This window comes from Streptomyces kanasensis (genome assembly GCF_043077165.1).
Taxonomy (GTDB): Bacteria; Actinomycetota; Actinomycetes; order Streptomycetales; family Streptomycetaceae; genus Streptomyces; species Streptomyces changanensis.
This window is the reverse complement of sequence record NZ_JBIBSF010000005.1, coordinates 278,415-296,865: the sequence shown is the minus strand read 5'-3', so window position 1 is coordinate 296,865 and position 18,451 is coordinate 278,415. Positions and strand designations below refer to the sequence as shown.

The 18,451-nt window shown below is 74.2% G+C and carries 15 protein-coding genes; 1 reads left to right on the top strand and 14 read right to left on the bottom strand.

All coding sequences use genetic code 11. From position 1 onward, the window contains the following. Positions 1-55: 55 nt before the first annotated feature. The 10 genes from ACF053_RS15370 to ACF053_RS15325 form a co-directional block, all read right to left on the bottom strand. A complete protein-coding gene (locus ACF053_RS15370; RefSeq protein WP_391954333.1) occupies positions 56-1,009 on the bottom strand; it encodes an alpha/beta hydrolase in 954 nt (317 codons plus the stop codon). Between the two features lie 57 nt (positions 1,010-1,066). Continuing rightward, entirely contained in the window at positions 1,067-2,455 is a 1,389-nt protein-coding gene (locus ACF053_RS15365) for an NDP-hexose 2,3-dehydratase family protein (RefSeq protein WP_391954332.1), read from the bottom strand. Continuing rightward, the gene (locus ACF053_RS15360) at positions 2,452-3,474 is read right to left on the bottom strand and encodes an NAD-dependent epimerase/dehydratase family protein (RefSeq protein ID WP_079047238.1); all 1,023 of its coding nucleotides are present in this window, start codon (positions 3,472-3,474) and stop codon (positions 2,452-2,454) included. The genes ACF053_RS15365 and ACF053_RS15360 overlap by 4 nt, the downstream gene beginning before the upstream one ends. After that, positions 3,465-4,067 carry a dTDP-4-dehydrorhamnose 3,5-epimerase family protein gene (locus ACF053_RS15355; protein WP_391954331.1) on the bottom strand — a complete coding sequence of 201 codons (603 nt, stop codon included), beginning with the start codon at positions 4,065-4,067 and terminating at the stop codon, positions 3,465-3,467. Before ACF053_RS15355 ends, ACF053_RS15360 begins: the two co-directional genes overlap by 10 nt. A 32-nt stretch (positions 4,068-4,099) precedes the next feature. Continuing rightward, positions 4,100-5,221 carry a DegT/DnrJ/EryC1/StrS family aminotransferase gene (locus ACF053_RS15350; protein WP_391954330.1) on the bottom strand — a complete coding sequence of 374 codons (1,122 nt, stop codon included), beginning with the start codon at positions 5,219-5,221 and terminating at the stop codon, positions 4,100-4,102. Between the two features lie 24 nt (positions 5,222-5,245). After that, positions 5,246-6,223 carry a dTDP-glucose 4,6-dehydratase gene (gene rfbB / locus ACF053_RS15345; RefSeq protein ID WP_391954329.1) on the bottom strand — a complete coding sequence of 326 codons (978 nt, stop codon included), beginning with the start codon at positions 6,221-6,223 and terminating at the stop codon, positions 5,246-5,248. Further along, positions 6,220-7,128 carry a glucose-1-phosphate thymidylyltransferase RfbA gene (rfbA, locus tag ACF053_RS15340; protein ID WP_391954328.1) on the bottom strand — a complete coding sequence of 303 codons (909 nt, stop codon included), beginning with the start codon at positions 7,126-7,128 and terminating at the stop codon, positions 6,220-6,222. Before rfbA ends, rfbB begins: the two co-directional genes overlap by 4 nt. A 49-nt stretch (positions 7,129-7,177) precedes the next feature. Then, complete coding sequence (locus ACF053_RS15335; protein WP_391954327.1) at positions 7,178-8,530, bottom strand: cation:proton antiporter; 1,353 nt, start codon at positions 8,528-8,530, stop codon at positions 7,178-7,180. A gap of 136 nt (positions 8,531-8,666) precedes the next feature. After that, entirely contained in the window at positions 8,667-9,671 is a 1,005-nt protein-coding gene (locus ACF053_RS15330) for an L-tyrosine/L-tryptophan isonitrile synthase family protein (RefSeq protein WP_391954326.1), read from the bottom strand. 107 nt (positions 9,672-9,778) lie between these two features. Continuing rightward, positions 9,779-11,086 carry a cytochrome P450 family protein gene (locus ACF053_RS15325; protein WP_391954325.1) on the bottom strand — a complete coding sequence of 436 codons (1,308 nt, stop codon included), beginning with the start codon at positions 11,084-11,086 and terminating at the stop codon, positions 9,779-9,781. Between the two features lie 783 nt (positions 11,087-11,869). Between ACF053_RS15325 and ACF053_RS15320 the strand changes: the two genes are divergently transcribed. Further along, complete coding sequence (locus ACF053_RS15320; protein ID WP_391954324.1) at positions 11,870-14,659, top strand: ATP-binding protein; 2,790 nt, start codon at positions 11,870-11,872, stop codon at positions 14,657-14,659. A gap of 295 nt (positions 14,660-14,954) precedes the next feature. On the opposite strand, the gene ACF053_RS15315 is transcribed toward ACF053_RS15320, so the two are convergent. The 4 genes from ACF053_RS15315 to ACF053_RS15300 all read right to left on the bottom strand — a co-directional run bounded on the left by ACF053_RS15315 (position 14,955) and on the right by ACF053_RS15300 (position 18,418). Beyond that, positions 14,955-15,245 (bottom strand): ferredoxin, encoded by a 291-nt coding sequence (locus ACF053_RS15315; RefSeq protein WP_391954323.1) that lies wholly within the window; start codon positions 15,243-15,245, stop codon positions 14,955-14,957. 19 nt (positions 15,246-15,264) lie between these two features. Next, the gene (locus ACF053_RS15310; RefSeq protein ID WP_391954322.1) at positions 15,265-15,918 is read right to left on the bottom strand and encodes a dTDP-4-dehydrorhamnose 3,5-epimerase family protein; all 654 of its coding nucleotides are present in this window, start codon (positions 15,916-15,918) and stop codon (positions 15,265-15,267) included. A gap of 50 nt (positions 15,919-15,968) precedes the next feature. Further along, positions 15,969-17,120, bottom strand: a complete 1,152-nt coding sequence (locus ACF053_RS15305) for a nucleotide disphospho-sugar-binding domain-containing protein (RefSeq protein WP_391954321.1) — start codon at positions 17,118-17,120, stop codon at positions 15,969-15,971. An 80-nt stretch (positions 17,121-17,200) separates the two neighbouring features. Then, positions 17,201-18,418 carry an FAD-dependent oxidoreductase gene (locus tag ACF053_RS15300; protein WP_391954320.1) on the bottom strand — a complete coding sequence of 406 codons (1,218 nt, stop codon included), beginning with the start codon at positions 18,416-18,418 and terminating at the stop codon, positions 17,201-17,203. Positions 18,419-18,451: the final 33 nt, after the last annotated feature.

Below are 18,451 nucleotides of genomic sequence, written 5' to 3'. Positions count from 1 at the left end.
GCCGCGCGAAGGGCCGCCCACCCCCCCGGGAGGAGGTGGGCGGCCCCTTCCGCTCTCACGCCGGGCTGGCCGAGCGGACGCCGTCCAGGCGGTGGGCGGGGCCCCCGCAGCACAGCAGTTCCTCGAAGAAGGCGAAGACCCGGCGGTGGTAGGCGCCGGCGGCCCAGCCGAGGCTGATGTTGTGCCCGGCGGCGGTCTGGCGGGCCACCTGCACCCGCTCCGCCGCCGTGAAGTACGCGGTCAGCTCCGCCAGCGCCTCGGCGTCGTGCCGCCACCACGCCTCGTGCTCGGCGAACGTCAGGCGCACCGGCACCGTCGTGCGCGCCGCCACCCGCGGGAAGTCCCGCGGCCAGCGCGCCGCCTGCGCCACCTCGCGGGCCGGCGGCTCGCACACCAGCTCGGCGCCGGCCGTGAAGGTGCCGGGCGGGTAGAGGCTCGGCGGGCCCCAGTTCCACCGCGCCGAGCCGGTCCGGCGGCGCCCGTCCGGGCCGGCGGCCGGGCTGGGGATCCCGCCGGGGCCCGGCATCGCGCCGGGGCCCGCGCCGGGCAGGGCGTGGCGGTGGCCGCACCCGGAGATGTCCAACCCGACCAGGCCCTCGTGGAGCCCCTGGGCGGCGGCGGTCAGCGCCACCTGGCCGCCGAAGGAGTGGCCGAGGACGAGCAGGCCCCCGCCGAGCCGGTACCGGGCGGCGAAGTCGGCGATCGCCGCCCGGAGCAGTTCGGCCTGGTCGGCGACGCCGAGCCCGTCCGGCAGGTGGGGTGCGGAGGCGCCGTACCCGGGGCGGTCGACGGCCAGGACGGTGTAGCCCAGGCGGGCCCCGAGGGCCAGCAGGGACACGCTCGGGTGTGCCCGGCCGTCGAAGTACCCGGCGGTCATGCCCCCGCCGTGCAGGGCGAGCACGGTTCCCCTCGGCTCCCCGGCCGGCTCGGCGAGCAGACCGGAGAGCGTCAGCCCGCCGGCGTCCAGCGCGACGCGGACGGCCGCGCCGGACGGGGGTGTGCCGGGCATGGCTCCTCCATTCCTCGTGGACGAAACGGTGGTCGGTGGCGCCTGGGGGCGCGCTCCTCAGAGCCGGACGGCACCGGAGTTGAGGCAGGCCAGCAGGGTGCGGGCCTGCACGTTCACGTAGTGGCCGTGCGCGGTCAGCGAGTTGAGCTGGCCGACCGTCACCCAGCGGTAGCCCGGCGGCGGGTCGACGGGCGCGGCGTCCTCGTCGGCGCTGACGAAGAGGTACCGGATGCGGGCCTCCAGGAACCGGCCGCCCTCCTCGGAGTGCTCCGCGGCGTAGTGGGCGGTGCCCCGCTCGTCGGCGGCGCGGACCAGGTCCAGGAAGGGCGGCCGGTCCTCGGTGCGCACCGGGTCCCAGTTGCCGGGGGTGCACTGCACGGTGGGGGCGAGTTCGATCGTGTCGAGGTACCCGGCCTCCACCTTGGCGTGGACGAGCACGTGCGGGACCCCGCCCAGGCGGCGGAAGACGAACGCGGCGATCCCCGTGCCGCACGGTTCGAGCAACGGCTGGGACCAGCCGGTGACCTCGCGGTTCCCGGCCTCGACGGTGACGCCGGTGATGCGGAAGAAGCGCCCGTCGGGGCGGCCTATGCCCTCGGCGTCCCGCGCCCAGTCGGCGACGCCGGCGAGGGGGACGAGCCGCACGTCGACGTCGTGGCGGGCCCGCTCGGCGGTGAACCACGACAGCAGCTCGGTGTCGGAGTGGAGGGCGCCCGGCTCGGGGACCGCCATCGGGAAGCAGGCGAGGACCGTGCGGGCGTCCATGTTGACGAGGTGGTCGTGGCGGAGCAGCTCGCCGATCTGGCCGAGGGTCAGCCAGCGGAAGTCCGGGTCCTCGGGGACCTCGGCGTCCGTCTCCACGAGCATGTTCCGGTTCGACTTGCGGAAGAACCACGAGCCGTGTTCGGACTGGAGGGAGTCGGCGAGCACCCGGCCGCGGGCGGCGTCCGTGAAGTGTTCGAGGTACTTCACCCCGGCGCCCTCGTGGACCCGCTGGTAGTTGCTGCGGGTGGCCTGCACGGTCGGGGAGAGCTGCAGGAGCCCGGGGTTGCCCGGTTCCATCTTGGCCTGGAGCAGGAAGTGCAGGACCCCGTCGAACTCCTTGGCGAGGATGCCGAGGATGCCGACCTCGGGCTGGTGGATGATCGGCTGCTGCCAGCTGCCGAACGGCCCCTCGTCGACGGTGGCGGCCAGACCGCGCACGGCGAAGAACCGGCCGCTGCGGTGCACGAGGTCCCCCTCGTCCGGGGTGAAGGACCAGCCGTCGAGCCGGTCCAGCGGCACCCGGCGCACGGCGAACCGGTGGGCGCGGGAGCGGGCGGCGAGCCAGCCCGGGACGTCCTCGGTGCGCACGTGGTCGCCGTGGCCGACGGCGGCGGCGGAGCGGGCGAGCCGCGCGGCGAGGTCCTGGGCGGCCCGGGGCCGCAGGAGCGCGGCGGCGGTCACGGCCGGCCCCCCGGGGCGCGCCGCTCGCGTTCCGCCTCGTCGGCGAGGTGCGCGACGGTGCGGCGCAGCGCCTCGGGGAACGGGGTGGTGGGCGCCCAGCCGGTGGCGGCGCGGAACGCGGAGGCGTCGATGGTGACGCTCGCGAAGTCGCCGGCCTCCGCGTGCGCGGGCGGCTCCACGGAGACGACGGGGACGGGCGGTTTGCCGGTGCGGTCCGAGACGAGGACGGCGACCTGCTGGAAGACGGGCCCGAGCGGCCTGCCCTCGCCGGTGCCGAGCAGCCAGTGCCGGCCCGCGAGGGCGTCGGTGTGGTCGACGCCGGCGACGACGGCCCGCGCCAGGTCCTCCACGTAGAGCAGGTCGCGGCGGACGCTGCCGTCGTGCCACATGGTGATGGGGTCGCCCGCCAGCGCGCGGCGGGTCATCGCCGAGACGATGCCGCGGTCGCGGGCGGTGGAGCCGGGGCCGTACCCGAAGACGGTGGGCAGCCGCAGGGAGGTGCCGCGGAGCACGCCGCGGGCGCTCGCGTCGAGCAGGAGCCGCTCGGCGGCGAGCTTCTGCCGGTCGTACTCGCCGGCCGGGCGGTCCTCCTCGGTGCCGTCGAGGACCTCCTTGTCGGTGGGTCCGACCTGGGAGGCGGCGCCCGTGAAGACGACCTTCGGCAGGGGCCCGGCGCCGCGGGCGGCGAGGGCGTCGACGAGGTCGCGGGCGAGCCCGACGTTGACGCGTTCGGCGGAGGAGTCGCCGTCCTCGATGCGCCAGGTGGAGGTGGCCGCGCTGTACAGGGTGGCGAGGACGACGACGTCCGCGTCGGCGACGGCGGCGGCCATCTCGCCGGGCTCGGTGAGGTCGGCGGCGCGCACCTCGACGTCGGCGCGGGCGCCGTCCGGGATCCGGGCCGGTCGGCGGGAGACCGCACGGATCCGGACGGGTCGGGCGGCCAGCTCGCGCAGGACGGCGGAGCCGACGAAACCGGTCGCGCCGAGCAGGGCGACGCGCGGGGCGGGGGTCACTGCCACAGCGCCGCCTCCACCTTCAGGCAGGTGTCGTACTCGGGCAGCAGACCGCGTTCCCGCGCCTCGGCGAGGGTGGGCGCGGCGGTGTCCCGCTCGGACTGGGCCAGGTCGTACCCGTCGGGGATCGGCAGCGCCAGTGCGGGGTCGAGGGGGGAGACGGCCAGCTCGTTCGCGGCGGTGTACCCCTCGGACATCACGTAGACGACCATGGAGTCGTCCTCCAGGGAGAGGAAGGCGTGGCCGACGCCGACCGGGATGTACAGGGCCTGGCAGGTGTCGCCGCCGAGTTCCGCGGTCTCGTGGCGGCCGAAGGTCGGGGAGCCGACGCGCAGGTCGACGAGGTAGTCCCGGACCCGGCCGTAGGGGCAGTAGACGTACTTGGCCCGGCCGGGCGGCGTGGTCGTGTAGTGGATGCCGCGCAGCACGCCGCGGGCGGAGAGGTTGTGGCTGATGTCGCGGACGGGGAAGAGGGTCCGGCCGCGGGCCCCGCTGAAGGGGGCCTCCTGGTAGGGCGAGGTGAACAGGCCGCGGTCGTCCCGGTAGACGGGCGGCGTGAAGGCGAACGCGCCCTCGATGCCCAGTTTCTGCACCTGCACGGTGGTGGCTCCCTGGTCGGTGGGGACGGCGGTCACAGCGCGGCGAGGACGGAGCGCAGGGCGGTGATGACGCGCTCCTGGACGTCCTCGGGCAGCGAGGGGTACATGGGCAGCGAGAAGATCTCGCCGGCGAGCCGTTCGGTGACGGGCAGCGACCCGGGCTCCACGCCGAGGTGGGCGAAGCCGGACATGGTGTGCACGGGCCACGGGTAGCTGATGTTGAGGGAGATGTCGTGGGCCTTGAGGGCCTCGATGATCTCGTCGCGGCGCGGGTGGCGGACGACGTACACGTAGTAGACGTGGCTGTTGCCGGGGTTGGTGGCGGGAAGCAGGAGCCCGCCGGGGCCGGTGAGGTCGCCGAGGCCCTGCTCGTAGCGGCGGGCTACGGCGTTCCGGCCCTCGACGTAGGTGTCGAGGCGGGTGAGCTTGCGGCGCAGGATCTCGGCCTGGACCTCGTCGAGGCGGGCGTTGTGCCCGGGGGTGCGGACGACGTAGTAGACCTTGTCCATGCCGTAGTAGCGCAGCTGGCGCATGGCCCGGTCGGTCTCCTCGTCGGCGGTGAGGACGGCGCCGCCGTCGCCGTACGCGCCGAGGACCTTCGTCGGGTAGAAGGAGAACGCCGCGGCGTCGCCCATGGTCCCGGCGAGGCGGCCGTGGTGGCGGGCGCCGTGGGCCTGGGCGCAGTCCTCCAGGATCTTCAGCCCGTGCCGGTCGGCGATGCGGCGCAGCGGCTCCATGTCGGCGCACTGGCCGTAGAGGTGGACGGGGAGGAGGACCTTGGTGCGGTCGGTGACGGCCGCCTCGACCTTCTCGGGGTCGATGAGGAAGTCCTCCTCGCGGACGTCGACGAAGACGGGCGTGGCGCCGGTCGAGACGATCGCGACGACGGTCGGCGCGGCCGTGTTCGAGACGGTGATCACTTCGTCGCCGGGGCCGACGCCGAGCGCCTCCAGGGCGAGCTTCAACGCGTTGGTGCCGTTGTCGACGCCGGTGCACCGGCCGCCGCCGTGGTAGGCGGCGAACTCCTCCTCGAAGCCGGAGACGCTGTCGCCGAGCACGAGGCGGCCGGACGCGAAGACCGTGGCCACCGCGTCGAGGATGTCGTCCTTCTCCTTCTCGTACTCGGGCAGGTAGTCCCAGACGTACGTGGTCATGGCTCTCCTCGGGTGCGTGACGGATCAGGGGTGGTGCGGGGTGCGCGCGGCCTTCCACCGGTCGGGGTTGTCGCGGTACCAGGCGACGGTGGCGGCGAGGCCCTCGGCGAGGGTGTGGCGGGGCGCGTAGCCGAGCTCCTCACGGATCTTGCGGTCGCTGAGCGCGTAGCGCAGGTCGTGGCCCTTGCGGTCGGGCACGTGGCGGATCATCGACGCGTCCGCGCCGCACAGGTCGAGGATCCGCTCGGTGAGTTCGCGGTTGGACAGGTCGTCGCCGCCGCCGACGTTGTAGACCTCCCCGGGCCGGCCGCGGGTGAGGACGAGGTGCAGGGCGCGGCAGTGGTCGTCGACGTGGAGCCACTCGCGGCGGTTGCGGCCGTCGCCGTACAGGGGGACGGGTTCGCCCTCCAGGAGGTTCGTGACGAAGCGCGGGATGACCTTCTCGGGGTGCTGGCGGGGGCCGTAGTTGTTGGAGCAGCGGGTCACGCTGACGGGCAGGCCGTGGGTGCGCCAGTACGCGCGGGCGATCAGGTCGGAGCCGGCCTTGGAGGCGGCGTAGGGCGAGTTGGGCAGCAGGGGCGAGTCCTCCGTCCACGACCCGGTCTCGATCGACCCGTACACCTCGTCGGTCGAGACGTGGACGACGCGGCCCACGCCGGCGTCGACGGCGGCCTGGAGGAGGGTCTGCGTGCCGAGGACGTTGGTGCGGACGAAGTCGGCGCCGCCGTCGATGGAGCGGTCGACGTGCGACTCGGCGGCGAAGTGGACGACGGCGTCGTGTCCGGGGAGCAGGTCGGCGAGGAGCGCCGCGTCGCAGACGTCGCCGTGGACGAAGGCGAGGCGGTCGTGGGCGGCGGGCAGGTTGGCGCGGTCGCCGGCGTAGGTGAGCGCGTCGAGGACGGTCACGGTGTGCGCGGCGCCCGGTTCGTAGGTGTCGTCGAGGAGGGCGCGGGTGTAGTGCGAGCCGATGAAGCCGGCGCCGCCGGTCACCAGGATCCTCATGCGGGCTCCTCGTCTCTCCTGGCCGGCTCGGCGTGCCGGTCGTCGGTGGTGATCTCCATCAGGTACTGCCCGTAGGGCGACTTGGCGAGGGCGAGGCCGAGGCGGTGGCAGGCGTCGCGGTCGATGTACCCCATGCGCCAGGCGATCTCCTCGACGCAGCCGATGCGGACCCCCTGCCGGTGGGAGAGGATCTGCACGTACTGGCCGGCCTCGGTGAGGGCGTCGTGGGTGCCCGTGTCGAGCCAGACGAAGCCGCGGCCCAGCTGGACGAAGGTGGCCTTGCCGCGCTCCAGGTAGGTGCGGTTGACGTCGGTGATCTCCAGTTCGCCGCGGTTCGAGGGGCGCAGCGAGCGGGCGATGTCGACGACGTCGTTGTCGTAGAAGTACAGGCCCGTGATGGCCAGGTTGGAGCGGGGCCGGGCCGGCTTCTCCTCCAGGCCGATCAGCCGGCCGTCGGCGTCGACCTCGCCGACGCCGTACCGCTCGGGGTCGCCGACGGGGTAGCCGAACAGCACGCAGCCGTCGACGTCCCGGGCGCTGGTGCGGAGGATCTCGCCGAAGCCGGGCCCGTGGAAGAGGTTGTCGCCGAGGATGAGGGCGACGGAGTCGTCGCCGATGTGCTCGGCGCCGAGGACGAACGCGTCGGCGAGGCCGCGCGGCTTGTCCTGCTCGGCGTAGGTGAGCGTGAGGCCCAGGGTCGAGCCGTCGCCGAGGAGCCGCTGGAAGCCCGGGACGTCGCCGGGGGCCGCGATGATGTGGATGTCGGTGACGCCGGCGAGCATCAGGACGGAGAGCGGATAGTAGATCATCGGCTTGTCGTAGACCGGCAGCAGCTGCTTGGAGACGCCCAGGGTGATGGGGTGCAGCCGGGTGCCGTGGCCGCCGGCCAGGATGATTCCCTTCATCCCGCGGTCCCTTCCGGAAGTGGTGGGTGCGCCGGCGCGGCCGTCCCGGTCACGAGTCGGCGGTGGTGCTCGTCGCGGGCGTCTTGGGTGACGGTGGCGGCGCCAGGAAGCGGTCACCGCGCAGTTCCTCCTCGGCGGTCTGCTCGACGCGGTTCATGGCCATCCGGAGCAGCGGCGGGGCCATCAGCGAGGTGAGGACGGCGACGAGGACGACGATGGAGTACATCTCCACGGTGAGGAGCCCGAGGCGGACGCCGATGAGGGCGATGATGACCTCGATGACGCCGCGGGCGTTGATCCCGGCCCCCAGGGCGAGGCACTCCCAGCGGTTCATCCGGGTGGCCGCCCCGCCGATGAACGCGCCGAGGAACTTACCGGCCACGGCGACGGCGAAGACGGCGAGCCCCCACAGCGCGACCACCGGGTCGGCGAGGGAGGTGAGGTCCATGCGCAGTCCGGCGGTGGCGAAGAACAGCGGCGCGAGGACCACCATCACGGTGGTGTTGAGCGGGGACAGCGCCGACGCGTCGAAGTCCTTGGTGCCGCCGACGAGGATGCCGCAGAGGAACGCCCCCAGGGCGGCCTCCAGGCCGAGCGCGTGCGTTCCGGCGGCCGACAGGGTCATCAGGACGACGGCGGTGACCACCGACAGGCCCGGTACGGAGGACCGCGCGGCGGCACGCATGGCGGCGCCGACGACGAGCCGGCCGACGGTCATGGTGGCGGCGAGGAGCAGGCCGACCTCACCGAGGGTGGTGACCACCTCGCCGGCGTACAGGCCCGTGGTGGCCATGGCGGCGATCAGGGACAGGAGCACCCAGCCGACGGCGTCGTCGATGGTGCCCGCGACCAGGATCATCTGGCCGATGTCCCGGTGGATGAGCTTCATGTCGATGAGGGTCCGCGCGATGACGGGGATGGCGCTGACGCACATCACCACACCGACGAAGAGCGCGAACACGGTCTGGTCGGCGCCCGGGGCGCGCAGCTGCGCGGGCAGGACGAAGCCCAGCCAGGCGCCGAGGGCGAGCGGCACCAGCAGTCCGGCGGCGCCGACGCCCGCCGCGCGGACCCCCTGCCTCCGGACGAGCTTGAGGTCGAGGTGGATGCCGGTGAAGCCGACGAGCAGGATGACGCCCAGTTGTCCGACCGCGTCGAGCAGGTGCATGTGCTCGGCGGTCTGCGGGAACAGCCAGTTCCCCACGCCGGGCGCGACGTGGAACAGCAACGACGGTCCGAGGAGCACCCCGGCCGTCAGCTCCCCGACCACCGCCGGCATGCCCAGTCGCTCGGCGAGGCGGCCGAGGACCAGCGCGGCCAGCAGCAGCACGCCCACCTGGAGCAGCAGGATCAGCAGTGCGTGGCTGGGGAGGGGCTCGACCACCGAGGCGGCCACGGTCATGAAGGGCACTCCTTTCCGTACGACGTCTCGGGCCGGGTGGCCCGGAGGGTCCGGTCCGCCGCGGCGGGGACCCTGCGGTCCGGGCGCGCCCGGCCGGCGGGACCGCGGGGGTCGCGCCGGCCGGGCGGGGCGGACGTCACGCCGCCGCGGGCCGGTCCTCGGCGTCGGAGCCGGTGCCGGTGCCGATCGCCTCGAAGTGGCTGGGGCGGCCGTCGACGTAGACCTCCCGGCCGATCTTCTGGGCGTCGCGGCGGTGCATCAGCTCCCAGGTGCCGTCCGCGCGGTGCAGCAGGGTGGAGTGCCACGGGGTGGTCCACGCGTCGGCGGCGCCCAGCAGGCGGATGCCGAACTTGATGGAGCCGCGGTTCTGCGGGTGGATGGAGAGGCGGACGTTGCGCGGATAGCTCTCGGCGATCAGCTCGCTCCAGGCGCGGCTGCGGAGGATGACCTCGTAGGCGCGGCGGCGGCAGTCGCGCTGGAGCGCCGACCGGGTGCCCTCCCAGTTCGCGGTGTCCTCCACCAGGAAGCGGGTGATGCCGCGGTACATGCGCAGGGACGACTCGTCCTCGCGCACCTCGGCGCGCAGCTCCTCCAGCGAGGGGCCCAGGGTCACGGCGGCGCGCTGGCGCTTCTCGTCGTACGTGAGGTCGGGCCCGTACACGTCGCGCAGGTCGAAGGTGTCGAGGTGGTCGGCGAGGCCCTCGGCGCGGATCATGTCGGCGATGGCGTCGTTGTACGCGTCGATGTGCGCGTCCGGCACGTGGATGACGTCACCGAAGATGTGGCCGTCGGAGCAGATGAGGACCTTGGCTCCGGGCGCGTAGACCTTCTCGATCTCGGCGCACAGGGAGTCGAGGAAGCGCAGCGCGAGCCGCTCGCCGTGGTCGGGGAGGTGGCTGAAGACCTTGTCCAGGTTGGGCGACTTGCACGGGAAGCCGGGCAGGCTGAAGATCACCTGCTCGTTGTTGGCGACGAAGTCGCGTATCTGGGCCAGCTGCTCCGGGAAGTCGTCCGTCTTGTCCAGATGGGTGTCGGGCTCGACGGTGCGCCGGTGCGGGATGAGCAGCCGCACGATCTCGTGGCTGATGCGCTCGACCTCGGGCGTCAGGGCGTGGCTCGTCGTGGTGGCGGACTCGGACATGGCTGATCGGCTCGCTTCCGTGAGTCGTGGTGCGGGGAGGTGTGGTCCGGGGGCGGTCCCGGCGTGCCCGGCCGGGTGCGGTGCGGTGGGCACGCGACCGGGCCGGTTCAGTGCCGTACGGGGCAGCCACCGCGCGGGGTGGCGTCCGAGGGGCCGTAGGCGACGGGCAGTTCGTTGAGGCCGCGGGCGAGGACGGCGCCGACCCAGACGAGCTCCTCGTCCGGCACGGCGAGGCGGATCTGCGGCAGCCGGTTGAGCAGTTCGCGGACGGCTATCTGGAGCTCGACGCGGGCGAGGGCCGCGCCGGGGCAGAAGTGGATGCCGTGCCCGAACGCCATGTGCGGGTTGGGCGAGCGGTCGAGGTCGAGCGTGTCCGCGTCGGGGAAGCGCTCGGGGTCGCGGTTGGCGGCGCAGAGCGACACGATGACGGAGTCGCCGGCGGGGACGGTGGTGCCGTAGAGGTCGGAGTCCTCGGCGAAGAACCGCCACGTGGTGAGCTCGAAGGCGCTGTCGTAGCGCAGGAGTTCCTCGACGGCGCGGACGAGGAACGCCTTGTCCGCGTCGCTCATCTCGCCGCCGACGGCCTCCTGGAGGCGCCGCAGCTGGGCGGGGTGGCGCAGGAGGGCGACGAGCGCGGTGGTGATCTGGTTGGTCACCGGCTCCTGTCCGGCGACGAGGAGCTGGAAGACGATGGAGTCCTGCTCCTCCTTGGTGATCTCACCGGCCTCGCAGGCCCGGACGAGCTTGGTGAGCAGGTCGTCACCGGGGTGGGCGCGCTTGTGCTCGACGACCTCGGCGATGTAGTTCTGCAGGCCGCGCAGGCGCCCCTCGTACACGGGCCGCAGCGGGTCGCTGGGGCCGACGGGCTGGACGACCTTGCCCCAGTCCCGGTCGAAGCCGGCGGCGATGGCCTCGGGCAGGCCGATGACCTCGGCGAGGACGCGGAAGGGGTAGTGGGCGGCGAAGGCGCCGACGACGTCGACGACGCCGCTGCCGTCCTCGGCGTCGGACGCGCCGAGCGCGGCGTCGAGCAGCTCCGTGGCGATCTCCTCGAAGCGCGCCCGCTTCCGCTCGACGTTGCGGGGCGTGAACGCCTCGGTGACGAGCTTGCGCATGACCGTGTGCTTCGGCGGGTCCTGGTGGAGCAGGTGCACCTGCAGCTGGGAGTGCTGCGGCTCCGGCATGATCGCCGCCCGGTCGCGCCACGCCTTGTTGCCGAGGTCGTGGTTCTTGCCGAGGCGGTCGTCGTTGAGGGCGCCGTGCGCCGCCTCGTACCCGGTGACCAGCCACGCGTTGACGCCGCTGGGGAAGTTGACCCGGTGGACCGGGCCCTCCTCGCGGAGCTTCCGGTACAGCGGGTACGGGTCGGCCTTGTACTCCTTGCCGTAGAGCGGCAGCGGTTCGGAACGCGGCATGGCGTGGTGCTTCCTTCCTGAGGGGCGGTCCGGTCCCGGGGCGGGAGCGGTGGGGTTCGCGGATCGCTGCACGCGCGGTCGATCGGGCGCGGGCGCGCCGAAGTGGCGCGGGGCGTGGAGCGGTGGGGGTGGTGGTACGCGGTGGGGCGTGAGGTGCCGTCGTGCGTGGGGTGGTTCCTGGTGGCGCGTGGTGCGACGCGGAGGGACGCCGTGACGCGGGGGCGGCACGGTGGGGCGCGGAACGCGGCGGGGGGTCGTATCGGTACTGCGAGAGGGGGACGGAACCGTTCCGACGGTCCGTCAGTGGTGTTCCCGGTGTTTCACCACCGGCTTGTGCGCGGCGTCACATGTGAACCGTCTACGCGTACAAGTCACCAACAGTGAGCGAGTATTCTTGGCCACAGGTCGGCATGTCAAGTTGGATCTGTTCATCAGTCACCTCGTTCAGGCTTGACCGGAATTGATCAAACAACTGGCTTAAATGACTGCCTCATGCGCCTGGTTCATCCCATAGAGTGAGTTTCCATGATGGCCTCACGGGGGAGCGCTGTCCGGTTTGGCATTCTGGGCACGTTGGTGGTTTCGGTCGGAGAACAAGATCTCCACCTGGGCGGTCCGCGCGCCCGCGCGGTTCTCGCCGCACTGCTGCTGGAGGCGAATCGGCTCGTTCCGATTTCCCATCTCGTGGAAGCGGTGTGGGAACGCGTTCCGCCGGCGACGGCGGAACACCAGATTCGTAAGATCGTCGCCGATCTCCGTTCACGCATTCCCGACGCGCCGGAAATGCTCGTCACCGACGGACCGGGATACCGGATCATCGTCGGCGAGGACCAACTCGACCTCCTCCGCTTCGACCGGGCCCTCGACGAGGCCCGGCGGTGCGCCACCGTCGACGGTGAGGTCGCCGCCCTGGAGACCGCCCTCGGCCTGTACCGCGGACGGGTCCTGCCCGACAGCCGCAGCCCCGTCCTCACCTCCGCGGCGGCCGCCCTGGAGGACCGCTACCTGGGCGCCCGCGAGCGCCTCCTCGAACTCCGCCTGGAGCAGGGCCGCGCCCACGACGCCGTGACCGAACTGCTGCCGCTGGTCGCCGAGCACCCGCTGCGCGAGTCCCTCAGCGCGCTGCTGATGGTCGCCCTGTACCGGGTGGGCCGGCAGGCCGACGCGCTGCGCGTCTACCACGACCTGCGCAACCTCCTCGCCGAGCAGCTCGGCATCGACCCGAGCAGCGCCGTCAACTACCGCTACCAGCAGATCCTGCGCAACGAGCCCGGCCTCGACCGCTCCCCCGCCGCCGCCCACGGCCCGGCGGCAGCGCAGCCCCCGACGCCGCCGCCCCGCTCGCTCCCGCACGACCTGCCCGACTTCACCGGCCGGGAGGCGGAGCTCACGCGGCTCCTCGCCCAGGCGTCCGACGCCCCGGACGGCGGCGCCGCCCACCCGGCCGTGCGGATCGTCACCGTCGACGGGATGGCCGGCAGCGGCAAGACCACCCTCGCCGTCCACGCGGCGCACCGGCTCGCCGACCGCTACCCCGACGGCCAGGTCTTCCTCGACCTGCGCGGCTTCAGTCCGCACGGCCCGCCGCTCGCCCCGCACGAGGCGCTCGGCACGCTGCTGCGGGCCCTCGGCGTCCCCGGCGACCGCCTCCCCGACGACCCGTCGGACCGCGTGGGCCTGTGGCGCGGCATGACCGCGGACCGCCGCATGCTGCTCCTCTTCGACAACGCCGCCGCCTCCGACCAGGTGCGCCCGCTGATCCCCGCGGGACCGGACTGCCTGGTCCTCGTCACCAGCCGGCCGAGCCTCGCCCAGCTGGACGGCGCCACCGCCCTGCCGCTCGCGCCGCCCCCGGCGGCCGACGGGCTGGCGCTCCTCGGCCGCGTCCTCGGCCACCGCCGCGTCGCCGCCGAGCAGGAGGCCGCCGCCGAACTCGTCGCCCTGTGCGGCCGGCTGCCGCTGGCCCTGCGCGTCGTCGCCTCCCGGCTGACCAACCGCCCGCAGTGGAGCCTCGCCTACCTGGCCGGACGGCTGCGCGACGAGGCCACCCGCCTGGACGAGCTGACCGTCGAGCACCGCAGCGTCCGCACCGCACTCGAACTGTCGTACGCGGCCATGCCCGCCGGCCACCAGGAGCTGTTCCGCCTCCTGGGGGCCCACCCCGGCACGGACGTCGACGGGCCCGCCGCCGCCGCGCTCGCCGGGCTCGCCCCGCAGACGGCCGAAGCCCGGCTGGAGGACCTGCTCGACGCGCGGCTCCTCGACCAGCGCACCCCCGGCCGCTACACCTTCCACCCCCTGGTCCGCGCCCTCGCCCGGGACGCCGCCGCGCACCGGCCCCAGGCCGCCGACGAGGCGCGGCGCCGGCTGCTCGACCACTACCTGACGGCGGCCGAGGACGCCGCCGCGCTGGTCGAACCGGGCCGCGGGCCCTCGCGCCCGGCGGCGGAGCACCGGCCCCCGTCGGCCGTACCGCCGCCCCCGCACGACGCGGCCGCCGCGCTGGCCTGGTTCGACGCGGAACGGGCCAACCTCCTGGCGGTGCTCGGCCACGCCGAGGAGTCCGGGGCCGACCGCCACGTCGCCCGCCTGTCCCTCACGCTCGCGCCCTGCCTGCACGCCGGCGGCCACGTCGAGGACGAACTGGCGGTGCTCCGCAAGGCCGCCACCGCCGCCCGGCGCCTGGGCGACCCGGCCCTGGAACGCGCCGCCCTCACCGGCCTGGCCGCGCCCTACGGACGGCTCGGGCGGGTCGCGGAGGGGCTGGAGTGCGCCCGCGAGGCGCTGTCCCTGTCCGAGCGCACCGGCGACCGGGCCGGCGCCGCTCACTGCCTCAGCCGGATCGGCGCCTTCCACAACGCCCTCGGCCAGTACGAGAGCGCCATCTCCGCCCTGCACCGCGCGCTGGTGCTGCTGAGCCGCACCGACGCGCGCACCGCCGACGAGAACGCCGTCCTCGTCTCCCTCGCCGAGGCGCAGGCCGCCCTCGGGCGGCACGCCGAGGCGCTCCAGACCAGCCGCCTGGTCATCCTGCACAGCCGGGAGGCCGGCGACCCGCACGGCGAGGTCACCGGCCTGACCGGCGAGGCGACCGCGTACGCCGCGGCCGGCCAGCTCGACATGGCCCTGGACCGGCTCGCCGAGGCGGCGGCCCTGGCCCGGCGCACCGCCGCGCCCGACGGGCTGGCGCCGGTCCTCGCCCGGTACGCCGACGTCTACCGCCGCCAGGGCCGCCACCGCGAGGCGCTGCACGCCGGGCACGCCGCCCTGCACCTGCTGCGCCGGGTCCGCCGCCCCGCCCTGACCGCCGCCGTGCACAACGTCATCGGCGCCGTCCACCGCGACCGCGGCGAGTACCAGCGCGGTGAGGGCCACCACCAGACGGCCCGCCGGCTCGCCCTGCGGGCGGGGCTGCGCCGCGAACTGGCCCTGGCGCTCGACGGCATCGCCCACGCCCGGGCGCACGGCGAGGGCCCGCACGAGGCGAAGGAGCACGAGCCCCGCTCCGCGCCCGCCGCGCCCGCCGCCCGCCCCCGGGCCCACGCGGGCGCCACCCAGCACCCGCCCCACTGACCCCGCGCAGCACACGGCCCACTGACCCGTACCCCACCCGGCCCGGCCGCGCGGCCCCGGCGCACGGACGACCGGACGGAGGGACGGACCGGACGGAAGGACGGACCGGACCCACCGACGGACCGGACCCGGCTCCCCCGGCCTCTGTCCCGCGCCGCCCGCCGCCCGCGTCCGCCGCACGCGCCTCACCGGCAACCCCCGCGCCACCCCGCGGGGCGCACACGACACACGGACGCCCCGCCCGGCGCTGGGGCCGGACGGGGCGTCCGCACGCGTCACGCGTGCCGTGCGGCCGTCACCGCAGCGGGGCGAGCACCTCCCCCGTGGCGGCGTCCCGCACGGTGATCGCCTCCATGGGGCAGGTCTCCGCCGCGTCCAGCACCGCGTCGTCCGGGCCGATGACCTCGTCCACCGGCCGGGCCCGGCCGCCGTCCAGCCGCATCCGGCCGTGCGCGGTGCCGAGGCACAGCCCGGTGCCGGCGCACACGAGCCGGTCGACCTCGATCCGCCACTTCCCCTGCTCCTGCGCCTGCTCCCCCGCCCCTTCCGGGCCCTGGGGCTGGTGCTGGTCCTGGTCCTGGGACATCTCCTGCTTTCCTTTCACGTCACGGGACGGCAGGGGGCCGTACCCGGGTGGAGCGGGACGCGGCGCCGCGGGCGGCCGCGCGCAGCGACCGCTCCACGGCCGTCGCGGCGTCGTAGCCGGGCAGGATCCCCCTCCGCTCCGCCTCGGCCATCGTCACCGCCCTCCGGTCGCGCTCCGAAATGATCAGATCCGTACCGCCGGGGACGGGCAGCCCCAGGTCCGGATCGAGTACGGAGACCGTCTCCTCGTCCTCCGCCGCGTACCGCGCGGACCGCAGGTCGGTGATGACGGTCTCCTCCAGGGCCACGACGGCGTGCGCCACACCGGCCGGCAGGTACACGCCGCTCGGGTGGTCGGCGTCGAGCACGAGGGACTCCCACGCGCCGTACGTCGGGGAGCCCACCCGCACGTCCACGGCGATGTAGAGCGCGCGCCCCCGGGAGCAGTGCGCGTACACGGCCGTACCCGGCGGCGTGCGGGTGTAGTGCAGACCCCGCACCGCCCCCCGGCGCGACCGGCTGTGGGTGGCCTGCCGCACCGGGAACAGCGGACTGCCGGTGGCCGCCTCGAAGGCCGCCTCGTCGTACGGGGCGGCCACCTGCCCCCGCGCGTCGGACGAGGGCCGCGGGACGAACAGGTACGCCCCGGCGGTCCTCAGCTCGCGCACGTCCACGACGTCCGTCCCTCCCGGTCGCCAGGCGGTCCGCCGTGCGGGCGCCGGCGTCAGGCGCCCGCCAGCTCCTCCAGGCGGGTGACGATGTCGAGCGGGGTCGGCATGGCCTTGATCTCCGCGCGGACCTCCGCGGAGGCCTCGCGGATCGACGCGTCCGCGATGACCGACTCCAGCAGCTCCGGGCCGATGTCGTCGGGCTGGGCGATCCGGCCGAGGCCGCGGTCGGCGATGGCCTGCGCGACGACCGGCCGGCCCAGGCCCTTGAAGGCGGGCATGACCTGCGGCAGCCCGTGCACCATCGCGCCCAGCGCCGTACCCGGCCCGGCGTGGTGGATGACCGCCGAGCAGCCCGCCAGCAGGGCGCTGTAGGGCACCCAGTCGAAGGCGTGGACGTTCTCCGGCAGCGGGCCGAAGGGCTCCAGGTCGACCCGCGGCAGGACGACGACGAACTCCGCGTCCGTCTTGGGCGCCGACGCGAGGATCCGCTCCAGGATGACGGCCGCCTCGCCCGGCACCGGGCCGCTGCCGAGGGTGACGGCGATGCGGGGGCTCTCCGGGCGGCGGTTGAGCAGGTCGTACAGCGGCTTGGGCAGCGGGCCGCTGCCGTTGTACGGCACGAAGCCCATGGACCACATGCCGGGCTCGGTCGGGACGACGCTCGGCGGGGTGATGTCGATGGTCGCCCGCGCCTCGGGCAGGGAGACGCCGTGCTCCTCGAAGAGGTCGGCGTGCAGCTGGCTCATCATCTCGGCCGAGGGGTTGACGAACCCGAAGCCGTGCTGGACTGCGGGCACGCCGAGCTTGGCCGCGGCGACGATGCCGGGCGTGAGCAGCGGCGAGTGCACGACGATGTCGGGCCGCCACTCCTCGGCCGTGCGGATCACCGCGTCGACCATCTCCGGCTGGAGGCGCAGCGCGGCCGCGACGGCCCCGCCGACGACCTCCAGGTACGGCACGCCGGACGCCTCCTGGAGGAGCTTGGCGGCGACCTCGGGATGGTTCTGGGCCAGCTTGCCCACCATCTGGTCCAGGGACAGGCCGGGCGCCACGTCCACCGTGCGCGCGCCCGCCTCGCCGAGGGCGAGGCCGGGGCCGCAGGAGGCGACCATGACCTCGTGGCCCGCCAGCTGCAGGGCCCAGGCGAGCGGGACCATGGGGTAGGTGTGTCCCGTGCCCGGGGTGATGGTCATCAGTACACGCATGTGTGGGAGTTCTCCGTTCGGAAGGCGGGCGGCGTCGGTGCTCGGCGGCACGGGCGGCGGGCGGCTCGGCGCCGCCGCCGTCAGCGCAGCAGGTCGATGGGGTGCTCCGGGCGCAGGCCGATGGCCATCGCCCGGGCGGGGCCGGCCTGGAGCGGCGGCAGCCGCTTCATCAGGCGCAGCACGACGGGGGTGGTGGACTTCCCCTCGCCGCGGATCCACGGTTCGAGGAAGCGGGACTGCAGGAAGCGCTGGATCCGCTGCGTGATGGCGGTGGCCGTCTCGCGGCGCTTCTGCACCTGCGCCAGGTGCTCGTCGTTCAGCGCGCCGTCGCGCAGCGGTTCGGCGAGGACGTTGGCGGCGGCGACGGCGTCCTGGAGCGCGAGGTTGATGCCGACGCCCATGATCGGCGACATGGTGTGCGCGGCGTCGCCGAGGCAGAGCATGCCGGGCCGCCACCAGCGGCGCAGCCGGTCGATCTGCACGTCGAGCGTCTTGACGTCGTCCCAGCTGCGCAGGTCGTCCTCCAGCCGACCGGCGAGGAACGGGGTGAGTTCGGCGAGCGTCGCGCGGAACGCCTCCAGTCCCTTGGCGCGCAGCTCCTCGTACCCGCCCTTGCGGATGGCGATGGCGGCCTGCCAGTGGCCGAGCCGCTCGATGCGGACGAAGAGCTGGCCGTCGGAGAGCCGGCCGACCATGCCGCCCGGGTCGCTGTCCTCCTTGGTCAGCTTGAACCACAGGATGTCCATGCCGGAGCCGAAGACCTGCGGTCGCATGCCGGCGCTCTGCCGGAGGGCCGAGCGCCGGCCGTCGGCGGCGACGGTGAGCTCGGCGCGCAGCTCGTGCTCGCCGTCGGCGTCCGTGTAGCGCAGGCCGTTGACCCGGCCGCCGGCCGTGGTCACCCCGGTGACCTCGGCGTTCTGCACGAGCCGGAAGTTCGGGAAGCGGTTGGCCTCCTCCAGGAGGAAGTTGAGGAAGTCCCACTGCGGGAGGAAGGTGATGTACTTGAACTTCCCGGGCAGTCGGCGGAAGTCCGCCAGGGTGTGGGGGCCGTCGTCGGTGACGACCTGCAGGCAGTGGATGCGCTGGTGCGCCAGCTTCCGGAACTTGTCGCCCAGGCCGAGTTCGACCATGAGCTGGTGGGTGGAGGCGTGCACGGTGTCGCCCCGGAAGTCGCGCAGGAAGTCGCCGTGCTTCTCCAGGACCACGGTGTCGACCCCTGCCCGGGCCAGCAGCATGCCGAGCATCAGCCCCGCGGGGCCGGCGCCGGCTATGGCGCACGTGGTGTGACCTAATGCCATGTTCTCCCTCGATCCGTTTCCGCGGCTCGCGTC

Coding starts and splice junctions, on each gene's coding strand:
- ACF053_RS15370 (WP_391954333.1), bottom strand. CDS start 1,009: ATGCCCGGCACACCCCCGTCCGGCGCGGCCGTCCGCGTCGCGCTGGAC.
- ACF053_RS15350 (WP_391954330.1), bottom strand. CDS start 5,221: ATGACCACGTACGTCTGGGACTACCTGCCCGAGTACGAGAAGGAGAAG.
- rfbB (WP_391954329.1), bottom strand. CDS start 6,223: ATGAGGATCCTGGTGACCGGCGGCGCCGGCTTCATCGGCTCGCACTAC.
- rfbA (WP_391954328.1), bottom strand. CDS start 7,128: ATGAAGGGAATCATCCTGGCCGGCGGCCACGGCACCCGGCTGCACCCC.
- ACF053_RS15335 (WP_391954327.1), bottom strand. CDS start 8,530: ATGACCGTGGCCGCCTCGGTGGTCGAGCCCCTCCCCAGCCACGCACTG.
- ACF053_RS15330 (WP_391954326.1), bottom strand. CDS start 9,671: ATGTCCGAGTCCGCCACCACGACGAGCCACGCCCTGACGCCCGAGGTC.
- ACF053_RS15325 (WP_391954325.1), bottom strand. CDS start 11,086: ATGCCGCGTTCCGAACCGCTGCCGCTCTACGGCAAGGAGTACAAGGCC.
- ACF053_RS15320 (WP_391954324.1), top strand. CDS start 11,870: ATGCTCGTCACCGACGGACCGGGATACCGGATCATCGTCGGCGAGGAC.
- ACF053_RS15315 (WP_391954323.1), bottom strand. CDS start 15,245: ATGTCCCAGGACCAGGACCAGCACCAGCCCCAGGGCCCGGAAGGGGCG.
- ACF053_RS15305 (WP_391954321.1), bottom strand. CDS start 17,120: ATGCGTGTACTGATGACCATCACCCCGGGCACGGGACACACCTACCCC.
- ACF053_RS15300 (WP_391954320.1), bottom strand. CDS start 18,418: ATGGCATTAGGTCACACCACGTGCGCCATAGCCGGCGCCGGCCCCGCG.